This window comes from Hymenobacter sp. 102, assembly GCF_049949205.1.
In the GTDB taxonomy this organism is placed as follows: Bacteria; Bacteroidota; Bacteroidia; order Cytophagales; family Hymenobacteraceae; genus Hymenobacter.
In genome coordinates, this window is the sequence record NZ_CP188172.1 from 4672018 (window position 1) to 4690995 (window position 18978).

At 56.3% G+C, this 18978-nt stretch carries 16 protein-coding genes; 10 read left to right on the top strand and 6 right to left on the bottom strand.

The window, feature by feature from the left end; all coding sequences use genetic code 11:
- Nucleotides 1-8: 8 nt before the first annotated feature.
- Nucleotides 9-836: a cupin domain-containing protein gene (locus tag ACN19L_RS20245; RefSeq protein WP_426491260.1), complete on the bottom strand. Its 828-nt coding sequence runs from the start codon at nt 834-836 to the stop codon at nt 9-11.
- A gap of 220 nt (nt 837-1056) precedes the next feature.
- Here ACN19L_RS20245 and ACN19L_RS20250 point away from each other — a divergent pair, with 220 nt between their 5' ends.
- The 4 genes from ACN19L_RS20250 to ACN19L_RS20265 are packed head-to-tail and all read left to right on the top strand — an operon-like array spanning nt 1057 to nt 5416.
- Complete coding sequence (locus ACN19L_RS20250; protein WP_426491261.1) at nt 1057-2100, top strand: helix-turn-helix transcriptional regulator; 1044 nt, start codon at nt 1057-1059, stop codon at nt 2098-2100.
- A 60-nt stretch (nt 2101-2160) separates the two neighbouring features.
- Nucleotides 2161-2979 carry a hypothetical protein gene (locus ACN19L_RS20255; protein WP_426491262.1) on the top strand — a complete coding sequence of 273 codons (819 nt, stop codon included), beginning with the start codon at nt 2161-2163 and terminating at the stop codon, nt 2977-2979.
- 60 nt (nt 2980-3039) lie between these two features.
- Nucleotides 3040-5091, top strand: coding sequence for a tetratricopeptide repeat protein (locus ACN19L_RS20260; protein WP_426491263.1), 2052 nt, complete (start codon nt 3040-3042; stop codon nt 5089-5091).
- A complete protein-coding gene (locus tag ACN19L_RS20265) occupies nt 5084-5416 on the top strand; it encodes a nucleotide pyrophosphohydrolase (RefSeq protein WP_426491264.1) in 333 nt (110 codons plus the stop codon). The genes ACN19L_RS20260 and ACN19L_RS20265 overlap by 8 nt, the downstream gene beginning before the upstream one ends.
- A 69-nt stretch (nt 5417-5485) precedes the next feature.
- Here ACN19L_RS20265 and ACN19L_RS20270 read toward each other — a convergent pair whose 3' ends face one another.
- From ACN19L_RS20270 to ACN19L_RS20285, 4 genes are read right to left on the bottom strand one after another with little or no spacing between them, the layout of a single operon-like run.
- Entirely contained in the window at nt 5486-6256 is a 771-nt protein-coding gene (locus ACN19L_RS20270) for a cold shock domain-containing protein (protein WP_426491265.1), read from the bottom strand.
- 37 nt (nt 6257-6293) lie between these two features.
- Nucleotides 6294-6803, bottom strand: coding sequence for an HAD family hydrolase (locus tag ACN19L_RS20275; protein ID WP_426491266.1), 510 nt, complete (start codon nt 6801-6803; stop codon nt 6294-6296).
- 1 nt (nt 6804) lies between these two features.
- Nucleotides 6805-7860 carry a DNA-processing protein DprA gene (locus ACN19L_RS20280; RefSeq protein ID WP_426491267.1) on the bottom strand — a complete coding sequence of 352 codons (1056 nt, stop codon included), beginning with the start codon at nt 7858-7860 and terminating at the stop codon, nt 6805-6807.
- A gap of 12 nt (nt 7861-7872) precedes the next feature.
- Nucleotides 7873-8397 (bottom strand): ComF family protein, encoded by a 525-nt coding sequence (locus tag ACN19L_RS20285; RefSeq protein WP_426491268.1) that lies wholly within the window; start codon nt 8395-8397, stop codon nt 7873-7875.
- A 224-nt stretch (nt 8398-8621) separates the two neighbouring features.
- On the opposite strand from ACN19L_RS20285, the gene ACN19L_RS20290 reads away from it, so the two are divergent.
- The 5 genes from ACN19L_RS20290 (at nt 8622) to ACN19L_RS20310 (ending at nt 17359) form a co-directional block, all read left to right on the top strand.
- Entirely contained in the window at nt 8622-10733 is a 2112-nt protein-coding gene (locus tag ACN19L_RS20290; RefSeq protein ID WP_426491269.1) for a DNA/RNA helicase domain-containing protein, read from the top strand.
- A complete protein-coding gene (locus ACN19L_RS20295) occupies nt 10720-12495 on the top strand; it encodes a DEAD/DEAH box helicase (protein ID WP_426491270.1) in 1776 nt (591 codons plus the stop codon). Before ACN19L_RS20290 ends, ACN19L_RS20295 begins: the two co-directional genes overlap by 14 nt.
- A complete protein-coding gene (locus ACN19L_RS20300) occupies nt 12495-14387 on the top strand; it encodes a DUF2075 domain-containing protein (RefSeq protein WP_426491271.1) in 1893 nt (630 codons plus the stop codon). The genes ACN19L_RS20295 and ACN19L_RS20300 overlap by 1 nt, the downstream gene beginning before the upstream one ends.
- Before the next feature lie 965 nt (nt 14388-15352).
- Complete coding sequence (locus tag ACN19L_RS20305; protein ID WP_426491272.1) at nt 15353-16807, top strand: tetratricopeptide repeat protein; 1455 nt, start codon at nt 15353-15355, stop codon at nt 16805-16807.
- Nucleotides 16808-16810: 3 nt separating this feature from the next.
- Entirely contained in the window at nt 16811-17359 is a 549-nt protein-coding gene (locus tag ACN19L_RS20310; protein ID WP_426491273.1) for a hypothetical protein, read from the top strand.
- A 617-nt stretch (nt 17360-17976) separates the two neighbouring features.
- Here the strand turns inward: ACN19L_RS20310 and ACN19L_RS20315 are convergent.
- A complete protein-coding gene (locus ACN19L_RS20315) occupies nt 17977-18207 on the bottom strand; it encodes a hypothetical protein (RefSeq protein WP_426491274.1) in 231 nt (76 codons plus the stop codon).
- A 46-nt stretch (nt 18208-18253) separates the two neighbouring features.
- Between ACN19L_RS20315 and ACN19L_RS20320 the strand changes: the two genes are divergently transcribed.
- Nucleotides 18254-18934, top strand: coding sequence for a hypothetical protein (locus ACN19L_RS20320; protein WP_426491275.1), 681 nt, complete (start codon nt 18254-18256; stop codon nt 18932-18934).
- The last annotated feature ends 44 nt before the right edge of the window (nt 18935-18978 follow it).

Here is an 18978-nt window from a genome sequence, read left to right on the forward strand (position 1 = left end):
TGTACTTGTTAGGCGGCAAGGGCGGGCTGGTAGCAAGTCTGCCCCAACAATCCAATTAGCTCCTGCCGGATGGCCGACAAGCTGAAGGGCATGTTGATCTTGTCGGCCTCCGGAATGGAATGCTCGGCGTAGAGCTTGCATTCCTCCAGTACTGGCGTAGCCGTCAGCATGAGCGTGCGGGTGGCGCCTTCACCCGGATCCGTCACCTGGTGCAAGGTGCTCGCCGGCATGTAGTAGATATCGCCCTCCTGCAGCGTGTGCGTCCGTTGCGGGCGCAGCCGCACTCGGCCGTTTTCGCGCACGCCGTAGACGCTACCTTCCCTGGCCGGCGTGTAGGTGCAATCCAGTCGCACTTCTGGTCCTTGGGCGTCTTCCTCCCAGATCACGGTCTGAAAGCGGCCCGCCAGCAAGGCCGAAGCAAAGTTCCAGCGGTGATCGTGAATGTTCTCGTGGTGGCGCTCGCTGCGCGCCTCCCACAAGTGCAGGCGCAATTTGAAGGCCGCGTTTTGCAACAGCACCAGCTTACGAAAGCCATTGTGGTGGTAGTAAGAGTGCTCCTGCACCCGGGTCAGGGCCGGACCATCGCACAACAGCTGCGAGAGCAGCAGCCGCAGCGAATCCGGGCGGCTTAACTCGGCGATGATGCTACCCAGCGTCTGGCAGTCGCCTTGCCCTGCACGCTGGTGCTGGAGAAGTTCGCCCACGGTTTGCTCTAGCGCGCTGATGCCCTGCGTAAGCGCGCAGTGGATGCGCTGCTGCACGCTGGCACTGAAGTCGCGGCTGGAACAGATATGCAGCGTTGAGGGAGCGGTCGCGGTGGAGTGGTACAGGTGCATAGCAGACAGTTTCTAGTGGAAGAGCGAGGCAAAGGTGAGCGCGCTGATTGCAGCCTATTTGCGGTGGCCGCGCCGCTGAAAAATATTTTTTCAGGACGGCGACCAGGCAGCTATTTGGCGCGATAGCGTGCGGCAGAAGCCCTTTTTGCGTATCGTTGCGACAAACTTCCCCTCCCCTATTGCAGCCTATCTGCAGTGAGCAAAAAACTTTATCTTTTTTATGCCGGTCTCCAAAAATGCCCCCCTGCGCTATCGCCTAATCGACGAATGCCTGTGCCGGGATAAGGTGCGTTGGACCCGGGCCCGACTGCTAGAGGAGGTGACGGAAAAGTTTTTAGAGATCACGGGCCAGCCCCTGAGCCAGCGGCAGCTGGACATGGATCTGCAAGCCATGAAGCTGGGGGGCTCCTCCGGCCTGGATGCGCCCATTGAGTTTGATCGCAAAGCGGGAGTATATCGCTACACGGAACCGGGATACTCCATCCACCAGAGTCCGCTGCTGGTAGACGACGCCGACGTATTGCGCCAGGCACTTTCCGTGCTGCAGCAGTTCCAGGGCCTAGGTCTGAGTCAGGAGCTGGATGCGCTCGTGAGCCGCGTGGAAAAACAAGTCAACCTGCACGGCCGGCCGGCCGGTCCCGTTGCGTTGCACTTCGAACAGGTAGCGGACTACACCGGCGCTGACAAGCTGCGGCCCCTCTACGAGGCCATTCGCACGCGCCGCGTCCTGCAAATAGCCTACCAGCCGTTCGGAGCCGCGGGCGCCTCCCCGGTAACAGTCCACCCCTACCTGCTCAAGGAATTCAACCATCGGTGGTTTTTGCTGGCCTACAATCAGGATCAGCAGTGCCTGTCTAACTATGCGTTGGATCGAATTACTCAGGTTGAAGGTACCGCCGGCACTTACTGGCCTGACCATTGTCCGGATGCACCTACTTACTTCCAGCACGTTATCGGCCCTTCCGTGGCGGCCAACAAGCCAGTGGAAGAGATTCGACTTTGTTTTACTAAGGTTCGGGCGCCGTACGTCCTCACCAAGCCCTTGCACGGCAGCCAGCGATCCACTCCCTTAGCCGACGGATCCGTGGAAGTTAGGCTGCAGTTGATTCCCAACCGTGAGCTGGTTTCGCTATTACTCAGTTTTGGCAGCGATGTAACGGTGCTCGCCCCAGCTGCGCTTCGCAAGCAAATGATCGAAGTGCATCAAGGGGCGCTGGCCAGGTACGTCTCCGTAAACGAGTCTCTTCCGGCGGAAAACATCTGACTACCTAAGCCCTCTGGCCCGCTGTAATCCGTGCAGTGCTATCCTTTTACATTCCGCTACATGTCATTAGCGCAGACTCCATTATCCAATACTACCCGCTGGGCCGTGTGGACCATAGTGCTGGGAGCTCTTCTATCCTTGGTGCTTCCTTGGGCGTTGACCCACTTCCACTCCGGCATCAGCTTCGCTGAAACCGGCCCAATCGGGGATACCATCGGTGGCATTACTGGGCCCGTGCTCAACTTCACCGGCCTGCTGGTAGTGTATTTTTCCCTGCGGGAACAGTTTCTGTCCAATCAGATTCAAATCCAGCATTTTGCGGAGGAGCAACAGCGCAGCGCCAATGAAAACACGATTAGTACGGCTTTCAAGATTATCGACGACCTAAGAACGGAAGCCCAACGCATCAAAGATCGATTGCCGCTGCAGGGTGAAGGGCCGGCGGACCTGACTCAGCATCTTGATTTACCGGAGTTTATAAAACCCAATTACTTACCTGAGCCTACGCTCATACAAGCTCGGTACTCATTAGAGGATATCGTAACCACCGAGGGCTACGCGTTTCAACGGCTGGTCTATGATTATTTCCAACGAGTTGACAGCGAAACCAAAGTACTCCGCGCCACGCTGAGTATGCTCTTGTACCTGCTAGTCAACAGCCCGCTGCCGCTAGCCCAGCGCATGCACCTCTACCGAATTGTGTTGGCCTTCTACGAACCCTTAGTTATTGACCTGTTGGGGGGGCTAGAGGTGTTTAGCCAGGCCCGCCAGCCCATACAGGAGCTAGTCAATGGGGTTACCACCCTGCAGGGCGATCTAAGCAACGCGAACGAAGCTTTCCTGGACCTGTCAATCCATGATCCAGACGGTAAGTGGTAAATTCTGCTTCGCTGATTACAGTACCTTTGTCTTCTGCCGCAATTAGCCGGGGCCCTTTACATGATTATTCAACATCCACTCAACGACTTTCTTTACAGCCTTTTTCCGGACGCCCAGGTTTTCGGCCAAAACCCGGAGCTGCTCGTTGAGCACCTCACCGACTTCTACACCTTTGGTCCCTACCGCCCCACCGTTACCATCAAGGGGGCCATGGTGGAAGTAAAGATTGACACCAAAGCCATTACTAGCCAGAAAGCGGAATACGACAAGGTTCTCCGCCTCTGCGAGGCTGGCCAGTTCCGTCAGGCATTGCCGCGCCTACGGCAGCTCATCAGTCAGAACCCGACCGTCTCCGAGTACCACCGCGTGCTGGGCCAGGTACTCTCCGAGCTGGGCCAGCCCGACGAGGCGCTGAACGCGTTGATTGACGCCTTGCGCTGGGATCCGCGCAACGGCTACGCCCTGATCATGGCCGGCAACATCTACGCCCGCCAAAAGCAGGACCTCAAGTCGGCCAAGACCTTCTACGACCAGGCTTTGGCTCTTAACCCCCGTGATTTCATTGCCATCAACAATATTGGCGGTAATCTCATGCAGATGGGCCGGGCCCAGGAAGCGGAGCGCTACTTTGAAATTGCCCACGAGATCGAGCCCGACTACCCCAACACGCTCTACGCCCTGGCCATGGTGCGCCAGCAGCGCCGTGATTACGAGGGAGCGTTCGACTTTGCCACCCGCGCCCTGCGCAACGCCCGCCCCGGCGACCCCATCCTGCGGGCTAGCTTGGCCCTGGCCACCGAGACGGCCACCAAGTACCTGCACAGCACCAACACCTTCGCCATCGCCAACGAATACCAGGAAGTCGTTCAGAACCGGGCGGGACTGGAGATCCGCGTCGACGAGGACCCGCTCATTCCCACGGCCGCCAAGCTCGAAATTGCCGAAAACTACGGCCGCCGCTACCACCAAGTGCTCTTCAAGCCCAACTACCCAGCCGTCGAGCACCTGATCATGCACGAAATCGTCCACCTCGACTTCGTGCTCCAGGCCCGCGAGAGCGGCGGCAACCTACTGTTCACGACCTCAAGCCGGGGCAAAGAGAAGTTCATCCGGGCTGCCGAGCCCCAGCTCAAGAAGCTGCAAAAGGCCGGCTTCAAGGAGCAGAACATTACCGGCTTCATCGACGGGCTGTTCGAGGGCATGATGCGCCAAATCTACAACCAGCCCATCGACCTGTTCATCGAGGATTTTCTCTACCAAGAATACCCCGAAGCCCGGCCCCTCCAGTTCCTGTCCCTGCTGAAGCTGCTGCAGGAATCGATCGAGGCCATCCGCAACAAACAGGCCGCCGAGTACTCGCCCCCGGCCGTGCACAAGGCCAGCACCGTCCTCAACCTGGTCATGGCCCTGCAGTTTCGCGACTTGTTCGGCTACAACGCCGTGCCCGACTTTAAGGCCCCCGCGCTGCAGGTAAAAGAGGCCGAGCGCCTCTGGGCCGAGTATCTGGAGTACCGCACCGACCGCCAGCCCGGCGAGGAGTATGAGCTGCTTCAGCACTGGGGCGAAGACCTCGGTATGGGCGCCTACTTCGAGCTGCAGGACGAGCAAACCCTGCGTCAGCAGCAGGCCGCTGGCCAGTCCAGCGCCCGCCCCGAGGCGGCTCCCGTTTCGGTGCCCACCGAAGAGCCCGCCGGCCAGGCGTCGCCCGAAGACCTGCTGGCCCGCATCGAGCGCGACCCGCTGGGGCTCGATGAGCCTGAGCCCGCTGACGCCCACCAGGGCCGTATGTCCTTCGCCGACAGCCCCGCCGGCGGCATGGCCGTCATGTTCTACTGCCTGGACTGGCTCCAGCACTTCGACGGTAAGTCACGCCAGCAGGTGCAGGATATCACCTTCGAGATTGCCATGCTGGGCCGTTCCGGCCTGGACCCCAAGGACTCCACCCAGAAGTATAACCTGGCCTCGGTACCTGGCAAAAAGTATTCAGCTCTACACTTGCTCACGGGCATGTATACTGGCTTCCAGCAGCTGGATCCGAGCCTGGACACGGGATTAGACTTTGGTAAGGAACTCGAAATGGCCCGGGCCATGCACAAGGGCAAGGATGAGTAACCCGATCGACGAGTTGCTGGAGCAATTGCGCGAGTTTCGTGATGAGCGGGACTGGGCGCAGTTTCACAACGCCAAGGACCTGGCACTGGCCCTGAGCATCGAGGCCGCCGAGCTCAACGAACAGTTCCTCTGGAAGACGGCCGAGCAGGCCAGCCCCGACAAAGTCCGGGAAGAGCTTGCCGACGTGCTGCTCTACGCTTTTCAACTGGCCGATAAATACGGTTGGGACATCGCCGAGCTGATGCGCGAGAAGCTGGCCCGCAATGCAGAGAAGTATCCATCCCATAAAGCCAAGGGAAGGGCTACTAAGTACGACGAACTGTAGAAGAGCTTTATAAGTAGAAGGTTATCAATTATCTGTATACGGTGTTAAGGAAAAAGCTTTGAACTAATCTCATGAAAAGGTTGGCTTGGTAGTACCGTGAACGAATAAGTCTCGTCTAGCCTGCTGTTTGATTGCTTCCAACTTAGCAACGACTAGATACTTGTGGTGATCCTCATGATTGTACGCTAACCTAAACTTCTGCTTCACCTCCTCGACCAGAGTTGGTAGGCGCGCTTCATCAGCAGCACGATAATCCCGATTATAGTCATCCTCCATCGAATAACACGAATAAAAACCGTGGTCGCTGTAAGACACTTCACTATAACGAGGCATAATATTGTCGATGTAAGCGTCCTCTGTCTTTGCTGCTCCTACTCCTACCGAAGCGCTAAAACTATCATCGTCACCAGGCTTCTTCCGTCGGGATGTGTAGATACATCCAGTAATACTACCAATTACTGTATCTAAGTCAAATGAACGTACTTGTTGCTCTACTTCCGAATTGACTTGCTGCGTGATGCCATCGTCAAAGTGTGCGGTGAGTATTTCATCAATAAGCACTGGCAGTGTTTGGAACAGCATTTTGCGCTGCGCTTCTGGCAGTGATTGGAAACTCTGTTTTAGGAATTCCTTTTCCTCATTCAAGGTTGCCACACTAACAGCGGTATACTTCCCTACATGTTTGCGAGAAGGTTCGTAGGAACAGACAACCCAGTCCCCTTCTTTAAGCCTTAGCTGTTTAGAAACAGACTGATGTATAAAGACATCTATACCTTCACAGGTAATGAACCCGAACCCTTTATCTTCAGCAAAGAACTTAACCTTCCCTATTTGCTTCATTGACCACTTGTGATATTGGCTGCCTAATGTAATGGCGCTAAGCGCGTAGATTATCCAAGAAAGCCACTACTTCATGTGGAGTATTGAAAGTGAATTCTGGACGCGCTGCTGCCAGGGCTGCAGGGTCGTTGCTACCCCATAGGCACGCTGCACTATGTACACCTGCTGCATTGGAGGCAGTAATGTCCGTAGCCATGTCACCAAACGAGTAAACTTGGTCGGGTGGGGGGTTGCCTAGACGCTGTAAGGCCAGCTGAATTGGAGCCGGGTGGGGTTTGCGTAAGGCCGTATCATGAAAGCATACCGTCACAGGGACAGGCCATTTGTGATGCTGAATAACACGACTGCAGTACGTGCCAGGCGATGATGTAACAATGGCGACTTTCGTGTCGGACTGGCGAATGTGCGCGAAGATTTCTTCAATGCCGTCATACACTTCCATCTGGGGGATTAATGGATATACATTCCCCCACTGCCGGTTTTTGCGATGTACTTCTGCGATACTTGAATCAAGTAGGGTTTGGTCGAGGTCAAAAATCAGATACATCTTAAAAAATCTTGAACTGGGTGCCTGGTGCCGGATGATACTCGTACTCGCCCCCAGCGCGAGCTGCAGGGAGCTGTGAGGGATTTGAACTTGCAGATACTTTAGTAGACGTAGTGTCGTTGCCAACTGCCGGTATTGCATTGGATTCCTCGTAACGACCATGCATTAGGAGGTTTCTAAATCGACTGATTTCTTCGCTACTGCCTAATGGGAATGCTTTCTTTTCTTCGATAAGCATGTTGTTACCCTGCGCCTTGTTGTGGTTGCGGTATTGGGCCGGGTGTGAGAGGCACGCTAAATAACGGTCTTGCTGCTGAGAAAACTTAACCGTGTGCATGGTACCGCCTTTGATATCAGTTTCAATAACGATAACTGCATCGCTGAGACCACTTTGCAAACGGTCACGATCGACAAAAAAGACGGGTTGGGGTTTCGTCCCGACCTCGTATTCAGAAATTAAACACCCATTAGTTTCAAGGATCTCTTGGGCTAATCTCCTGTTTTCTTTGGGATAAATGTAATCTACTCCACTTGCGAGCACAGCCACGGTTTGTCCACCGGCGTCTAAACAGGCCCGGTGAGCAATGGTATCACACCCAGTGGCCAGGCCACTGATAACCGTAAAGTTTTGCTCAGCAAACAGCTGAGCTAGCCGGTAGCCAGCTTTGTTGCCAAAAGCACTGGGCTCCCTGGTTCCAATGATGGCAACTGAATGCTCCGCGTTTAGCGACTGTACATTGCCTTTGGCGTAGACCAATAAAGGCCTATCCGGCATATTACGGTACCGGCTTGGATAATGCTTGTCATCCACTGAGAGCACTTCCACGCCATACTGGTCGCACTTACTCAGCACTGTTAATGCCTTCTCGTGGGCTATGTGTAAGTCCTCAAGAGTAGGGATTGGAATACTTGGCTTTTGCTTGCGAGCAGCGTGAAAACAGTCTAACAGTTCTGCAATACGATAAGGATTATCAGGGCAACTGGCTAGGATTGACTCCGCTGTTTTACGGCCGATTCTAGGCGTTTTAAGTAGGGTTAAGATATATTCAGTTTTCATGGCGTAGGATTCTCATTGGGTTTGAGCCAGAGCATATGCCTGCACAGACGCAGCCCCTGCATTCAGGAGTAGGGTGCGGCAAGCTATGAGCGAGTTATGAGTGGTGGTCACATCATCTAGTAGTAATACCGCTCGTCCCTCGATTAGTTCAGGTTGCTGTACTTGAATGGAGTCTAAGTGCTTTTGTACGCTGCGGTTGCCGCCAGTGGCCAGCTTTTCAACTTTAACCACACGCCGCAAACAGTCCACCGCGTCAATTCGCGTTGTATTATTCACCAGAGCTTTAGCTAGGATTTTCATGCCTGAAGTGGTCTTGGCTGGATCGTGTGAAGGAACCACCGCAATAGCAATGTCAGTCCGGAAAAGCGGAGCTAGTTGGTCTAGGAAATGAATCAGACCCTCTGAATTCTGGTTTTTCAAGCTTAATATAAGGCTGCTAAACTTATCAAACGCTGGATTGCTCCCACCGCGGTATGGGTGATAAACGCCTAAAGCAATGATGTCAGAGGGTGGGTTTGGGGGGGTAATAAAGACCATGGATTGAGAAGGTAAAAGTGTTTCGTAGGTAGTGTGCTGTTAATTGGGTTAACAAGATATGTACTTACAGTCTTTCGTGAGATGCATTTTTTTATTGGTGTGGTCAGATAGTGTGAAAGCTAGGAGCATTTCTACAATCAATAAAGCCTAGACCCATTCGGTAATGGTTAACAAGGAGATTCTTTGCCTAACTTAAACGCCCATTCTCTTGCATTACAGTTGACGTGATATTTACTATTGATACTTTCTGCGACCGCGTAGAGTCCGACATGAATGGGTTGATTGACGAGCTCATGTATACTACGGGCCGCGACACGCCTGCCGAACGGCAAGCCTGGCAAAAGTCCTTACCTCGCATGTCCGTGGTGCTGGCTCAAGCCCAACAGCTCAATCAAAAAATTAAAGGCGCCCACCTGTATTTGGGTAGCGTTACGCTGGAATACAAGCTGCCCGCGGCTTCGGCCTGGTGCGACGTCGTGCTGCTCGGGCGCAATGCCCAGGGCCAGGCACAAGTCGTCATCGTCGAGCTCAAGGACTGGGACACCAAGGATGACGAGCCGGGCGCCAGTGAGGCCCTGATTCGCCACCACGGCCAGGATCGCCTGCACCCCTCCGATCAGGTGCGCGGCTATACCCTCTACTGCCAGCGCTTCCACTCGGCCGTGCACGCCTACCAGGCCCAGGTAAATGGCTGCGTGTACTTCACGACCACCACTAGCGTGGCGGCCTACACCCAGCCGCCCCACACCACCCTGACCAGCACCTACCCAGTATTCAGTGCCGGCAAGGACGTGGGCACGCTCGCTGGCCACCTGGCGGGCCTGCTGCAGGCAGCCGACGAGCAGTTTGCCCTCGACTTCGAGCGCGGCACCTACAAGCAGGACCGCAACATGCTGCGGCAGGTCGCCAGCTCTTTGCGCAATACATCTTCCCGGCCCTTTGAGCTGCTGGACAAGCAGCGCCTGGGCTACGAGTTGGCCCTTCAAACCATCGAGCAGGCCAGCCAGCAGCCGGAGCAGAAGCACGTGGTGCTGGTGCTGGGTCCGCCCGGTTCGGGCAAGTCGGCCCTGGCCACCAACCTGTGGGTGGAGGCCGCCCTGCGCCACAACGCGCGCGGCAACGTGGCCTTTGTGACCACCTCTAGCTCGCAGAAAACGAACATGAAGCACGTGTTCGACGCCGCCAGCAACATCACCGGGGCCCAGTACCACGTGCTGCCCGCCAACCAGTTCAACCCCGGCCTCTACGGTAAGCTAGTTAAGCAGCTGCAAGGGGAAGGCTACACGATGAAGCCGGCTTCGTGGCGGCAGAATCTGGAAGTGCTCGCGCAACAGATCGGGGACTTCAAGACACCCGATAACATGAACTTCCTCTCGGTGGTCGACGAAGCGCACGCCCTCATCAACCCCGAGGGGCACGACATCGGCTTCTCCGCCGGCTGGTGTTTGCAAGCCGGCCCCCAGGCCTGGCACATCATGCGCTGCTCCCAAGTCAGCGTGTTCCTGCTGGATGCCAAGCAGAGCTACCGCGACAACGAAACCACCACCCCAGCCGACCTGGAGCGCTTTGCCCAAGACTTCGGGGCGCAGGTGCACACCGTGGATTTAAGTGGGGCCCAGTACCGCTGCGGCGGCTCCACCGAGTACGTGGCGTGGATGGAAGGCTTGTTCGGTATTCACGACGAACCGACTACCCTGGACTGGCGCAAGACACCCACCAGGCCGGATGCACCCTTCGGACTGCAGTTGATCGATACCCCCCATGAACTAGATCAGGTACTAACTGCTCATCACCAGCAGGGCCATTTGGTGCGGCTACTATCTAGCTACTCAGTGGAGTGGAAAACCAAAAAGGCCGCGGATGTGCATACCCTGTCGAAATTCAGCCAAGACTTTCGCTTACTATACAGGGATAAAACGGGAAAAGGTCACCTCTGGACCCGCCCGTGGAACTACGCCCCCGCCGAAGACTATACGCTGTACGTGCAGGCCCCAGAAGGCTCCAAAATGCACGAAAACCCGCTCGCGGAAGTGGGCTGCCCGTACGTGGTACGGGGCTTTGATTTCGACTACATCGGCCTGCTTTGGCTAAAAGACCTAGTGTGGCGACAGGATCGCTGGATGGTTGATCCGGAGCACGTGCACGAAACGGCATTTGCCAGCACCAAGTCCAAGAAAGCGTTGAAGCAAGCCGATGGCCTAGACAAGTTGCTACTGGCCGTGCTCAAAGGCTACCGCATTCTACTGACCCGCGCCACCAAGGGCGTCTACCTGTACGTGCAGGACGAGCCCACCCGCGCTCACCTGCAGCAGCTACTCTCCGATGCAGACCACTGAGCTACTAACTTATCTGGAGCGGGAAAAGGCGTTGGTGGAGGCTGATATTCGGCAAATCGACGCCCTGGGCCTTCCCGAGCGGGTGCAGCGCGGCCTGGCCGTCGTGAACCTGCGGGTGCTGCGCCAGGAGGGCGTGGAGGTATTGCTGGCCTGCGAGGAAAACCTCACGCGCTGGAAGCCCGGCGACTGGGTGGAAATCAGCCTAGACGGGCACTGGAGTACGGCCACCATTGCCGAAAACGGCTTCAGCGAGATCCTGGTGCTACTGCACACCTACTTCGACGTGCGGCCGGATACGCAGATCGTGCTGCAGTCCAACAAGAGCCAGCTGCTGGATCCCATCATTCAGGCGGTGCGCCGGCTGGAACCGGGCGCGCCCGGCGCGGCTTTTTTGGATCTGCTCTGGGGCGTTCGTAAGATCAACCCCCAGCAGTTCGGGGGCTTGGAGCTCAGTGAGGCGCAACTGGCGGCCGTGGCCGGCCAGCTCAACGAGTCGCAGCGAGGGGTAGTACGTCGGGGCGTGCGCCGGCCCTCCCTGCTGGCCGTGCAGGGTCCGCCCGGCACGGGTAAAACCCACGTGCTGGCACTCACGGCCCAACAGCTGGCCCGCAAAAAGCAGCGCATCGTAGTGCTGGCCCACACCCACCAGGCCGTCAACAACTGCCTGAACGCCATCCGCGCCCTGGATTCGCAGCTGAGTGTATTCAAAATTGGCGAAGTGCTCAAAGCCGAAGGCCTGGACGAGTCCATTCCCAGCTTGCCGTACGCCGAGTTTCAGCGGCTCTACAAGCAAAAGAAGCGCCCGGAGTTCTGCGTGATTGGCATGTCCTACTACGCCGCCCTGGTGCATCTGGGGCTGCGGGCGACGGGCTTTGCGCCCACGGTCGTGCTCGTGGACGAGGCCGGCCAGATTCCGCTTACCTACGGGCTGGCAGTGGGCTCACTCGGGGCGGGCTCGGTCCTGCTCTTCGGGGATGACGCCCAGATGCCGCCCATCTACCACCCCGACCTAGTCAGCGACCCACTGTCCCGCTCCCTGTTTGAGCAGGTCCGGCAGCTGCAGCCCGAAGCGGTAGTAGCCCTCGACACCACCTATCGGCTGAATGCGCCGCTGAGCAGCCTTATCGGGACGCTCTACTACCGGAACGCCGACACGCCGACCTCCTTTCTTAAATCGGCGCCCGCCGCCCAGGGCCACCGGCTGCGTTTGGCGCTGCCAGCGACAACTCCCGCCCCCATCGTTCGGGTACTCCGCCCGGATGCCTCCCTGGTCTGGGTAAACAATGCCACCGAGGAAGCTTGTGCGCAGGAAAACCTACCCGAAGCGCAGGCCGTTGCGGAATTAGTGGCCACCAGCCTGGCGGCCGGACTGCCGGCCCGGGAGATCGCGGTGGTGGCGCCCTTCCGCCGGCAGGTCCTGGCTATCCGGCAAGCGTTGCGCCTACGCCTGGACACTGTACCCAAAGAGCTCATTGTCGATACCGTCGAGCGGGTGCAGGGAGCCAGTGTAGAGCTGATTCTGGTTTCCTTCGCCGCCAACAGCCCCGAGTACCTGCGCCTGGTCCGCCGCTTTCTGCTGCTGCCCAACCGCCTGAACGTGGCTTTGAGCCGGGCCCGCGCCAAATCAGTCTTTTTCGTCAGCGATGCGCTGCTGGAGCTGCCGCCCGCCGACGCGCTGCGCAGCCAGCTGGCCTACCTACGGGAGTCGAGCGATGAGTACCTGCCCCTTTCTGAATTACACAACCTACCCGATCCTACCTAATGCGACTGTACGCCGGCAGCTCCGCCGATTTTATCACGGCCACCGCCCACCAGGCTATCGTGGGCCTGCTCAAGCAGGCCTACTTTGAGCAGTACCGCGACCAGGCCCGAGAAGGTGAGATCCTGTCCTGGCAGAACAGCCTGCAGGCCGTCAGTGAGGTATTCCAGCAGGCCGGCCTGCTAGACCACGGCGTGCTGCTAGAATACCAGCTGCCCCTGACCTCCAAGCGACTGGATTGCCTGATCTGCGGCACGGACAGCCGCCAGGAGCCGCGGGCCGTTATCATTGAGCTCAAACAGTGGTCGCGCACGGAGCCGTCGGCGGGCCAGCACGAGGTGGTTACCTGGCTGGACGGCGCCAAAAAGGATGTGCTGCACCCCTCGGCGCAGGTGGGCCAGTACCGCAGCTACCTGCGCGAAGTGCACACGGCCTTCAACGGCGAGTCCGACCGCATCAAGCTGCACGCCTGCTCCTACCTGCACAACTACCACTTCGGAGCCGCTGACGCGGTGCTGGCGCCTAAGTTTGATCGCCTGCTGGAATCTTTCCCGGTGTTTGGCCAGCAGCAGCGCGCCGAGCTGGGCAACTTTTTGCAGCGGCGCTTGGGCGGTGGGCAGGGCCTGGAGCCCCTGCGGCGCATTGAGCAGGGACGCTACGCACCCAGCAAGAAGCTGCTGGATCACGTGGTCAGCCTCATCGATACGGACGCGACCTACGTGCTCCTGGATGAGCAGATGCTCGTCTACGACCAGGTGTTTGCCGCCGTGCTGGCCGCGCGCGAGTCGGGCCAGAAAACGGCCATCCTGGTCAAGGGTGGCCCCGGTACGGGCAAGTCGGTCGTGGCCCTCAACCTGCTGGCCGATCTGATGAGTCAGGGCTACAAAGCCCATTATGCTACCGGTTCTAAGGCCTTTACTGAGACGCTGCGCGACAAATTCGGCTGGCGGGGTCGCTCCTTCTTCACCTACTTTAATGCCTACGCCACCGCCCCGGAGAACGCGCTGGACGTACTGCTCTGCGACGAGGCCCACCGCATCCGCTCCACCAGCGTGGACCGGTATACGGCGACGGATAAGCGCAGCGGGCTGAGCCAAGTGCAGGAGCTGCTGCGCGCGACCCTGGTCACGGTGTTTTTTCTCGACGACTTCCAGCGGGTGCGCCCCGGCGAGATCGGCTCCTACGCCATGCTGCGCCAGCAAGCCGAGCAAGCGGGGGCCGTGGTGAAGGAGCACGAGTTGGAGGCTCAGTTTCGCTGCAGTGGCTCCTCGGGCTTTATCAACTGGCTCGATAACACGTTGGGCATCAAGCGGACCGCCAACGTACTCTGGGGCACGGGTGAGGGCTATGATTTCCGGATCCTGCCCACGCCCATGGCGGTGGAGGAGTTGCTGCAGGTGCAGCTGCAGCAGGGACACACGGCGCGCATGGTCGCTGGCTTCTGCTGGCCTTGGTCCGAGCCAACTGATGAAGGCTACCTGGTGGAGGATGTGGTAATTGAGCAGCCGGGCATCAGCTACCGACGACCGTGGAATGCCAAGTCAACCAAGAAGCGCCTGGCTCCCGGAATTCCCAAATCCTCACTTTGGGCCACCGAGCCGGGCGGCTTTGAGCAGGTGGGGTGCGTCTTTACCGCTCAGGGCTTCGAGTTTGACTACGTGGGCGTCATCGTGGGCCGTGACCTGACCTACCGGTTTGCCCAGCAGTCCTGGGTAGCCAACAGCCAGGCGACGCACGACAGCTCGCTGAAACAGAGCCGGCTCACCGATCAGGAGCGGGTGGAGTTCTTCCGCAATACCTACAAGGTATTGATGACCCGCGGTATGAAAGGATGCTACGTGTACTTTGAAGATGAAGAGACGAGCCAGTTCTTTCGCAGCCGCATGGAGTCTTGAGCGAGGTTTTCGGAGTTCGACTTTCTAGGACCATTCGCCGCAGTCAACGCGCAGATACTACTCGCTGCGTTCTTGCGCCAGGTCTTGTCCGTTTACCCACCGGAACACTGTCCTGAACGCGAATTGCAATGCCGCTTACGGTGGACTACATCCGACCTATTGCGCTATCCTTTTTTCATATTTTGTTTATAGATTTTCTTGACCTAAACGTGTATTCTATCCAGCACTCGGGTAGTGGGGGCTTTAGGGCAGCCCTTATGCATGGCAAGAGTTGGGGCACGCTTTTGCGCATTTGCAGCTCCCCCGTACCCCTCAAGCCATCGATACTTTATTGGCGGACTTGTACACAAATCTGGTCGGGGAAGCTCCCGTGGCCGGGCGCTGTCCCAACATTAGCCGCTACGCCGGTGGGGAGGAATGAGCAGCGGCATTATCCGTTGCGTGACCTGGACACCACAGCAATTCGGCAGCTGCTAATTTGGTTACAGCATACGCGCTCACTCTCGCAGCCAGCTGCACTCTCTCATAAGCTTTGCCTGTATGCTTGACATTAAAATTAAACGGGATCGATGCTGAGGTTTATCTCCGCTAACCATAGCTGACAAAAATTCCCTATGGCTGCCTATTATGAGCCCAGGGTGCAATAGCTTTGCAAGGATAGCCTCGATGCAATGGGCTTTGTTCGATCCCATTTGAGTGATACGTGAATTTAGGGTTTTACATACGCACAATCAATTTTGCACAGAGCAGCTAAGTGGCTTTTAGGCGTTCTATGCCTGTTCAGCTCAAGACTAGTAACGGCACAGAGTGTCTGTGCTCTCAACTCGCAGGAGACTGACATAACGGACTGCCTGCAGGGCTATACGCACTACGAGAATAATATCAACGCCAATATGGTCGTGCAGCATATGCTCGCCCGGGTAAAGGCGCCTACCCGTCAGTTCGTAGTGAAGACCTGTTACGGCTTGAACAATGCTATTGCTTTAAAGCAAGCGGGCGTGCCTTACGTCTTACTCGATGTTGAGTGGATTGAAAGCATGAAAGTTGGTAGCAGTGACTGGCTTCATCTCTTAGTAATTGCTCATGAAGTAGGGCATCATTTATTGGGCCACACCAACGGCCCTGCCCGACAGCCAGCAGAGCAGCGTGAGGTCGAGTTAGCAGCCGATCGATTTGCTGGCTATGTGCTGGGCACCTACGGGCTGGCCAGTGCGCAAGTAGAAGCAGTTTTACGCGACTTTCCGGACGATAAGGATCCTAATTCTACCCATCCTAAAAAGGTCCAACGCATCAAAGCCGTTTGCTCCGGGGTAGAGTCTTCCAAAAATGATGAAGGAAATCAGCTTTTAGAGAATCTAACAAAAGACGTTAAGCTGAATTTGACCAGCGTGCCTTACCTCGTTTCAATGGCACGCAGTAAGTTTGATCGCTTTCTTGTCACCCATGACAAGCGAGAGCTAGATCAAGCCGTTAGCTTTTATCAACAAGCCATCCGATTTTCATCTGACTCTATGCTGGCGTACGAGTTGGGAGCTATGTTCCTGGCCGACGGATACGGAGACAGATATGCTCAGGCAATTGAGTACGCATATTCGCTCACCAAAGACATTGCCTACGTATTAGAGCTTGCCAACTACTATAGCTCGTCGAGAAATCCTACGGCTGCCAGCATCATGCATAAGTACCAGCATAGGCTGATGCAGCCGGAGTTGGTTGGGTCACTGGATGATCAAAGCGCGCTTGCTTTCGCTAAGTATCATTTAGCTCGGCTGGAGGCAGTTCCCAATGAAGAAGCAATATGGCTGCCGCCACTCAAGCAAACACTAGAAGCTATCCTGACTCGAGCAACTTCCCTTCCCCGAACGGACACGCGTGCCCGGTTAATTGCTGAGACCCAAAACACACTCGGACTGTTGGCCTTGCGGGTAAATGACTTTCAACGCGCCAAACAGCACTTCTTATCGGCTTCCGAGTACTTCGAGCAGCCGATCGTACCCACTGATTTTCATGAGCTTCTCTACAGCAATAGAACCCTTAACTACTTGACTTCGCTCACCAATTTAACTCTGGTCAGCATTCGCCTGACCAGCTGGGATGAAGGGCTGACTTACGTGAATAAGCTTGATAATGCTTATGCAAGCTATCAGACAACTACCGCCAAAACAGGCCAATTGGCATTCAATTATTCACAAATCGCCTACTTCAAAGGACGTGTATACCAAGGTCTTAAAAACTATGCGCAGGCCATTAAGCACTATAACGAAGCTATCCAATCGTCGCCGGATGCCTACCTCTACTTTTACCGAGGCACTTGTCAGCTTAGCCTTGGTAGCGAGGTGGAGGCCTATGCTGATTTCAACAAAGCCTGTTCAATGGATGGTCACACAGCCTGTGACCGAGTTAAAATACTGTGCCGCTAACCGATGAAAAAAATTGTACTGCTGCTTTGTCTGCTGCTGGCTTGCGGTCAAACACATGCCCAGAGCTCCTCGTCATCTGATAAAGCTTTGATTGAGGAGTTTGAAGTGTTTTGTCCGATATATATTCTGGAAAACTACTGCAATCCTAAGGGCTTCCTAGCCATTCGTAATCAGCTGTTGGCAGATGAGCGCGCATCAAACCTCAGATACCTTCCAGATCCAGTCTCAGGAGTTTCTGGGGATAGTATTCTCTGGTTTAATTACAACAAGATGTATATCGGCCTAGAATTTAATCCTCGGGTTAAGCACTTGACCAACTTCTATGTTTTCTCGTCCTCCAAGATCGAGATCACAAGCTTTGGAATGCTATACGCTTTCTTAATGGGCTACATACCCGAGAAATCGGCGAACGCTGATGTAGATCGCTACTATGCTGAGCAAAGCAGCATGAACGCTGTCATAGTCAATCTTAAGCCAGAGAACTTAGGCAAGCCGCCATTTCAGTATCGTGCAATTTGCTTTGTTATGCAAGGCCTCAATTTTTGCCAGTAAGTTTCTTCCTGGTTCAATCAATATGCCTTCTTCGTCCCTACTCAACCGATTCAGTGTTGTCCGCAAACGAAGCTATGCGCGCCACCTCGACCTGTTTCTTACCGCGAGTTTCTTACGGAGCACGGATGGCTGTTTGGAGCACATTAGCCAAGACGAATATCGTCACTTTCTGCCGACTGCTGGGTCAGGAACCGCTTACGTACGATCCTATCAGGTGCGCACCCTCAGCCAGCCGCTTGCTAACGGTCAATCCGTGCAGAGCCTGGACACGGCCATCCGGCAATGGCGAGCGTAACACGCTCAATCAGCGAAGTCCATTCCACCGGCAAGAAGTTCTAGGGCTTCAGGCCCGCTTGAAGGCCCGCCTCTAACCAACGGTGCTGCGTGGATCGCACCCGGTCCTTTTTGCGGCGCTTGAGCTCAGCAAATAGGAGGTCTACTCCGTTCCAGCCGACCACATCCCAGCAGCCGGCATAGCTATTTGCATTCGCCGCAGCTATGCTCCCCAACGTATCAATGACCCACGGCTGGGTGATTGGATCGTGCTGTTGCATTCCCACCTGCTCATCCGCCCACGCTGTGCAGTGGTGTGGCTTCACGGCCGGGGCTCCGTACGTTTACACCCACTGGGCCTCCCAGCCGGATAGCCGCAGCAACTCGTAGACGCACAGTTCCGCGAAGAGGAGCCAGCCGGCAAAGTCGATAAGCGCCTTGCCGCCAAACGTGCTAGCTACCGGTGCTCCAGCCCAGCGGCGCAAGGCCAGCTCAACTTTAGGAACTGCTAGTGGTCCGCTGGACAAGGTAAAGTTCTCCTGTGATGTCGGTCGCAACAGGCTGGGATAGTTCATCTGGACTTTAAACGATAGTAAAAGGTCATTTCAAGCACGTAAACCCATGCCAAAGTACTATGATCAGCGGGAGATAGCATCTCTGCCCAGCCGGGACCTGTTGCGGGATTTGCTGCGCGCCCCGCTGGCCCTAGTGGGCTTGAAGGGGCACCCGCAACCGTATGACTCGTTGCTGGCCGCGCTCCTAACTTGGGAAAATCCCGATCAACCTCCTACTATTGCGCTGCTGCAGCAGCGAGCCCACCTCAAGCCGGCTCGCTTCCGGCCAACCCTGGAACTGCTGTATCAGGCTTTTCTGGATGCTTTAGCGGCCGAGAAAACGGTTATCCGCTGCCCAGAAGTCACGCACTGCTTTATCATCCCGGGTCAGCACCAGAACCAGCTGGTCTGGTGTCAGCTGGCCCGCGTTCCACAGGTGGGCGAGAATGTGGAACTTGATTTTCTCTGGGCTGTCACCGGGCGCGACACCTACTTCGTGGAGAACATTACCTCCGAATACCAGGAAGGAAAGATTACCGTGTACCTGCAGCTGGCCGCCGGCCGATACGATCCCTACTACCAGCTACTGCTAGCCCGGGCCCGCTTCGAGAACAAGCTCACCCACTCCCTGGAGCGGCAGTTGGACGAGGAGTCGCTGCGTGCCTGGTTGCATTCCGCCTACGGAGTAACCAAAGCGTCCGCGCCAGTTCCGGATGTAGCGGCCCGCCGTTCTCGCAAGAATAGATAATTATCCGGCTGATCCTCGTAATCCGCGCTCATGCCGCGATGTAA

Excerpts from the sequence above, each read along its gene's own strand:
- ACN19L_RS20245 (WP_426491260.1), bottom strand. The coding sequence starts at position 836 with ATGCACCTGTACCACTCCACCGCGACCGCTCCCTCAACGCTGCATATC.
- ACN19L_RS20250 (WP_426491261.1), top strand. The coding sequence starts at position 1,057 with ATGCCGGTCTCCAAAAATGCCCCCCTGCGCTATCGCCTAATCGACGAA.
- ACN19L_RS20255 (WP_426491262.1), top strand. The coding sequence starts at position 2,161 with ATGTCATTAGCGCAGACTCCATTATCCAATACTACCCGCTGGGCCGTG.
- ACN19L_RS20260 (WP_426491263.1), top strand. The coding sequence starts at position 3,040 with ATGATTATTCAACATCCACTCAACGACTTTCTTTACAGCCTTTTTCCG.
- ACN19L_RS20265 (WP_426491264.1), top strand. The coding sequence starts at position 5,084 with ATGAGTAACCCGATCGACGAGTTGCTGGAGCAATTGCGCGAGTTTCGT.
- ACN19L_RS20270 (WP_426491265.1), bottom strand. The coding sequence starts at position 6,256 with ATGAAGCAAATAGGGAAGGTTAAGTTCTTTGCTGAAGATAAAGGGTTC.
- ACN19L_RS20275 (WP_426491266.1), bottom strand. The coding sequence starts at position 6,803 with ATGTATCTGATTTTTGACCTCGACCAAACCCTACTTGATTCAAGTATC.
- ACN19L_RS20280 (WP_426491267.1), bottom strand. The coding sequence starts at position 7,860 with ATGAAAACTGAATATATCTTAACCCTACTTAAAACGCCTAGAATCGGC.
- ACN19L_RS20285 (WP_426491268.1), bottom strand. The coding sequence starts at position 8,397 with ATGGTCTTTATTACCCCCCCAAACCCACCCTCTGACATCATTGCTTTA.
- ACN19L_RS20295 (WP_426491270.1), top strand. The coding sequence starts at position 10,720 with ATGCAGACCACTGAGCTACTAACTTATCTGGAGCGGGAAAAGGCGTTG.
- ACN19L_RS20300 (WP_426491271.1), top strand. The coding sequence starts at position 12,495 with ATGCGACTGTACGCCGGCAGCTCCGCCGATTTTATCACGGCCACCGCC.
- ACN19L_RS20310 (WP_426491273.1), top strand. The coding sequence starts at position 16,811 with ATGAAAAAAATTGTACTGCTGCTTTGTCTGCTGCTGGCTTGCGGTCAA.
- ACN19L_RS20315 (WP_426491274.1), bottom strand. The coding sequence starts at position 18,207 with ATGAACTATCCCAGCCTGTTGCGACCGACATCACAGGAGAACTTTACC.
- ACN19L_RS20320 (WP_426491275.1), top strand. The coding sequence starts at position 18,254 with ATGCCAAAGTACTATGATCAGCGGGAGATAGCATCTCTGCCCAGCCGG.